Origin of the sequence: Hymenobacter terricola (assembly GCF_017921975.2) — a bacterium.
In the GTDB taxonomy this organism is placed as follows: Bacteria; Bacteroidota; Bacteroidia; order Cytophagales; family Hymenobacteraceae; genus Hymenobacter; species Hymenobacter terricola.
The window spans coordinates 1-4,857 of record NZ_JAGEMO020000002.1; the positions used below are offsets into that span (position 1 = coordinate 1).

A 4,857-nucleotide genomic window follows, 5' to 3' on the forward strand; every position below is an offset into this window, starting at 1 on the left:
CCATTCCCATTCGGTGGGCAGGCGCAGGCCGGCCCAGGCGGCGTAGGCGCGGGCATCGTCGAGGCTCACGTACACGACCGGCTTGTTTTTGAGCGAATCCGGGCAGGTGTTGCCCTGCCAGTGCCGCAGGTAATTCACCTTGTCGGCCGGGGCGTAGCCGCTGGCCTTCACGAAGGCTTGGTATTCGCCATTGGTTACCGCCCGCGGCATGATGCTGAACGCGGGCACGGCCACCTGCGTGTGGTGCACAATCAGTTCCTTGCCGAAGCTGTTTTTCTCCGTCCGGTAGTCGTTGTTGTTTTTGCCGTCGGCGTCCGGGAAGCTCTCGCTTTCCCGTTTCACGCCCTTGGTTACCAGGTTGTACTCGCCCGCTTTCACGGCCAGTAAGTTGCCGGGCACCGGCCCGCGGCCAGGGCCGATGGCCGGTGGCGCTTTAAACGACTTGGTCGATACAAACGCGACGTGCGGGTCCGTGGCCGGCAGCGGCGTGGCGGTTTCCTGCTGCTGCCGGCGCAGCAGCGCGGCCACGGCGGCCGACGGCTGATTTTTGAGGCCCACCACGCAGCCAAACCGCGCTATCGGCACCATAATTCTTTGGTTAACCACGGCCAGCTTTTGGCCGCTCCACAAATCGTAGTAGTGCAGCGATTTGTCGCCCACCGGCAGCGCCACCGTCCGCACGGCCCCCGCCGAATCGGTGATGATGTTCCAGATTTTACTGTCCTTATTTTCCCAGGAAGAAACGTGCACCTTGGGGTGGCCGCTGGGCAAATAGGGCTGCCAGGAATCCGAACTGTACAGCCCGGAAAACTGCTGGTAGATGGCGTTGATTTTCCGCAAATCCCGGCGGTCCTGCGCGTTCCACGGGTTCATGTAGCCGAACACGTTTTCCCACACGATGAGGCCCTGCCCGTTTATCCAGCTGTAGGCCATGTTCTTTTGCCGGTCCCGGGCGTTGCGGTTGATGGTCCACTGCATGTGTTCGGGAATCAGCCATTTCACCCGCGAAACCCCGTTATTTTGGTAGGGCTGCAAGGTTTGGCCGTAGGACGACGTGAGGGCGTTATAGCCTTGGATGTTTTGCAGACTGGGGTGGTGCTCGGTGCCGAGGCTGAAGCCTCGTTTCACTTTATCCAGCTCCTGCTGGAATTCGCCCGCGTCGAAATACACGTCCAGAAAAGCCCCGTCCACGTCGGTTTCGGCAATCAACTGGGCTAGTTCCTGCTCGTCGGTGCGGGTGGTGGTGCGGCGAGTATCAATTTCCCAGGACGTGTAGGGGAAATATACTTTTACCCCGTTCGCGTGAAATTCCCGGACAATGGCCTTGAGCGCGGCGATGCCGCCGCCGGGCAGCGCTTCCAGGAAATCCCGGCTGTTGCGCTGGTCAATACCAATGTTGGGGTAGCTGTACCAGAACAGCACCGATTGAAACCCGCCGAATTCCCGCTTCATCTTGTCGCAGTATTTCTGCACAGTGAAGGTCTTTTTGTCGGCGTCCCAAAAGTCCTGGTCCCACAAATAGGCGTAGCCCGAGATGTAGTTTTTCTTCGTCCACTGCAGCTCTTTCCGGTCGTAGAGCTGGCGGTCCACAGCCGGCGATTTCGGGTAGAAAGAGGCGCGCAACGCGTCGTATTTCGCCTGGTTCCGTTTGGTGGCGGGGACGGAAAAGGTGAGGGCCCGGAGCTGGATTTGCGTCGCGGCATCGTCGCGGCTCTCAAAGAGCACGGTCGGCTGCACCATCAGCTTCAGGGTGTCGAAGGCGGGCAGGCGAAACTCGCGGTGCAGGCTGGTCCACGCCGTGGTGATGCGCACGGTGTCTACCTCAGTGGTTTTCACCACGGCGTGGCTGTTTTGCTGCCCTATCTTAATGTAAGTGAGCTTGATGCTGAAGCGGGTATTGCCCCGGTCGTTTTTAGCCTGGCCATTGAACACGATGCGGTCGCCGGGCCGCAGGCGCATGTCGTTCAGCACGCGCTTAAACTGCAGGCGCACGCTCTGGCTTTTCACCACTTTCATTTCCAGGTACAAAGCCGCCGTATCGTTCAAATGGCCCCGTAGATAGGTCTGGTACGCTTTCAGGCCCTTGTACCAGCTGTTCCAGTCCTCGTTGAAAGCGGGGGGCGCGATGACCGTTTCGTTCTCTTTCACGCCGGCAAACGGCCGGTACTTCCAGGTGATGGGCATGCCCCAATCTGACCGGCTCACGAACTCGGAAAAAGGGAAAACAAGCCTGCCTTTGCCCGGGTCCGATGACGTTTGCGCCCACGTTTTTTGGCCGATAAACAGGCAAAGTATGGCGGCCAGCAACAGTGTTTTTTTAACAATATTCCTCATGATGAACGGACTGGCCGCAAGCGCCTTATGTTGAATTAAATCCCGGCTTGGTTTGGCGCGAGTTATGGGAGTTTCCAAGCGCTACCCGTCGATGCCCGGCAGCTCCTGCCGGTAGGGCGCGGAGGCCTGCGCGCCCATGCGCGTAACGGAAATAGCCGCCGCCTTATTGGCAAATTCTACCGCCGCTTCCAGCGGCATATTCCCGGCCACCGCCACCGCCAGGGCCCCGTTGAACACGTCGCCGGCGGCGGTGGTATCCACGGCGCGCACCCGGGCCGTGGGTAGGAGCCGGGCCTCCGTTTCGGTGCAGAGGTAAGCGCCTTCCCCGCCGAGGGTGATGACCACGTTGGCTACGCCTTTTGCGCGGAGGAAACGGGCCGCCGCCTGCATAGAAGTTTCGTCCGTAATCGGAATGCCGGTCAGGACTTCGGCTTCCGTCCGGTTGGGCGTGAGCAGGAACAGCTGCCGCAGCAGCGCATCGGGCAGCTGGGCGGCGGGGGCGGGGTTCAGGATGACCCGCTTGCCCTGGGCCGTGGCCAGGGCGGTGGCGGCGGCCACGGTGGCCAGCGGCACTTCCAGCTGCAGCAGCACGAGGGCGCAGGCGGCGAAGGCGGGCGCGGCCCGCGCCAGGTCTTCGGGACTGAGGGCCCCATTGGCCCCGGGAGCCACCACGATGCTGTTTTCGCCCGCGGCGTCCACCGTAATCAGGGCCACGCCCGAGGGGTTATCCGGGTCGGCCAGCAGGTAGTCCGCCCCGATGCCTTCCTGCTGGAAGTGCTGCCGGGCCTGCTGGCCAAACAGGTCGTCGCCGAGCTTGGTGACGAACGTGACCTGCCCGCCCAGGCGGGCCGCCGCCACGGCCTGGTTGGCCCCCTTGCCGCCGGGATTCAGCAGGAACCGGCCGCCCAGCACCGTTTCACCCGGCTGCGGGAACCGGTCGGTTTTAATCACCATGTCCGTATTGGTGCTGCCGATGACCAGAATGTTATGGCTCATATCTTATTAAAAATGAAACTATTACCACCTATGCTGGCAGCAGTTGAAAGAAGTGCCCTGGCTTGGCGTAGAGCGGCCTTCACTCCGGCCGCTTATTCTTCCAGAGCTTGAAGTCGTCCCAGTAGATTTCCAGCGGCTTGCCCTGCGCTTGCATAAAGGCCACGACCTCCTTCGAGGTGTAGAGCTTCATCGGGTTGTAGTCGGTCAGGCCGTCGGGGCTGGGGTCGGTCGTGCTGTGCGTGTAGTTTTTCACGTCGAACACGACCTGCCGGGCCCCGCCTTGCGGCGTGATGGCCATGTAGTAGCGGCCGGTTTTGGCGTCGCCCTCTTTGAAATAGTACTCCATCGTAAACCACTGGCCAATGGGTACTTTCACCGGGTGCTGGTTGGCGTTCCACACCTCGATTTGTCCCGTGTTTTCAGCGTTTAGAATAAAGCACAAATCCCCTTCCTCCTTCATCGGCTTGCCAATGCCCAGGGTGATGCGGAAGCCGTGCTGTGCCGTGGGCAGCCACCACGTATTGTTCCAGAACTCGGAGATGGTGAGCCATTTTATCTTATCGGGGTACTTGCGCAGGGCACGCATATCCTCCGGCAGGAAGACCCGCACCGATTGGTAAAACTCCCGATAGCCGCTCTTGATGCCGTAGAGGGCGGTTTGTACGCGGGCTTTCTTCTGGTGCGCATCCGCTTCCCAGAAGTCGTTGAGGTGAAAAGCCAGCACCTCGTTGCCGGGGTTGCCGGGCTCCGGGATGATGCGGGCCCAGCGTTTGGTGGAGTCGCCGCCGGTGTATTGAATCATGAACTTGCCGGCTTCCGGGCTGTGGTCCAGGTCCGCCACCCAATTATTTTTTTGGCCGAGCGTGTTGTCCACCCCGGTAATAACCTCCGGCGCGTAGCCGGGGTGGGCCGGGTCGGGGCGTTCCTGCGGGTCGGGGCCCACGCGGGAGGTGCCTTCAAAGCCGGATTGAAAAACCAGGGTGGGCTGGTTCAGTATTTCCTTGCTGGTGAGTTTTCCGCCGGGCAGTCGCTTCATGCCCTGGGCGTGGCTGGCCGGCCCGGTCAGGAGCAGGGCCGCGCCCAGGAGTAGGGCCTTGGCATGCGTGGTTGACTTTCTCATGCTGCGTTGATTATCATATTCTAGTGCCCTTGTGGAGATATGGCTGATTTTTCGGCTGCTTAAAAAGCAGGGCAGTGCGATGGCCGGGTGCGTTGGGCGCGTCTGGCTACAGCTTCAGCGTTTGCGGTTTGCCTGTGAGCCGGAAGGCCTGCGTCACGACCTGCCCGGGGCCGGCTGCTTTGCCCGGCTGCCGGCCGCCCACGGCAATGGTGAAGGCGTCGGGATTTACCACCCGGTGGCCCGCATCGTCGATGGTCGAGAAATCAGCCGGAGCAAGGGGGAAGCTCACCGTGCGCTGCTCGCCGGGCCGCAGCGTCACCCGCTGAAAGCCTTTCAGGGTGCGGATTTCGGGCTTATTCGGGCTGCTGGTGTTGGCCAGGTAGAGCTGCACGATTTCGTCGCCGGCG

4 protein-coding genes are annotated in these 4,857 nt (G+C 61.3%); all 4 read right to left on the reverse strand.

Annotated features, from left to right (window positions below):
- Nucleotides 1–2,205: formylglycine-generating enzyme family protein (locus J4G38_RS28865; RefSeq protein ID WP_226163110.1), on the reverse strand; the 2,205-nt coding region annotated here is incomplete at its 3' end.
- Nucleotides 2,206–2,415: 210 nt separating this feature from the next.
- On the reverse strand, nucleotides 2,416–3,330 hold the full coding sequence (gene rbsK / locus J4G38_RS03175) for a ribokinase (RefSeq protein ID WP_210518421.1): 915 nt from the start codon (nucleotides 3,328–3,330) through the stop codon (nucleotides 2,416–2,418).
- Between the two features lie 79 nt (nucleotides 3,331–3,409).
- Nucleotides 3,410–4,450, reverse strand: coding sequence for a hypothetical protein (locus tag J4G38_RS03180; protein WP_210518423.1), 1,041 nt, complete (start codon nucleotides 4,448–4,450; stop codon nucleotides 3,410–3,412).
- A 106-nt stretch (nucleotides 4,451–4,556) separates the two neighbouring features.
- Nucleotides 4,557–4,857 (reverse strand): fibronectin type III-like domain-contianing protein (locus tag J4G38_RS03185; RefSeq protein WP_226163111.1); only part of this gene is annotated, 301 nt, incomplete at its 5' end.

Coding starts and splice junctions, on each gene's coding strand:
- J4G38_RS03180 (WP_210518423.1), bottom strand. CDS start 4,450: ATGAGAAAGTCAACCACGCATGCCAAGGCCCTACTCCTGGGCGCGGCC.
- rbsK (WP_210518421.1), bottom strand. CDS start 3,330: ATGAGCCATAACATTCTGGTCATCGGCAGCACCAATACGGACATGGTG.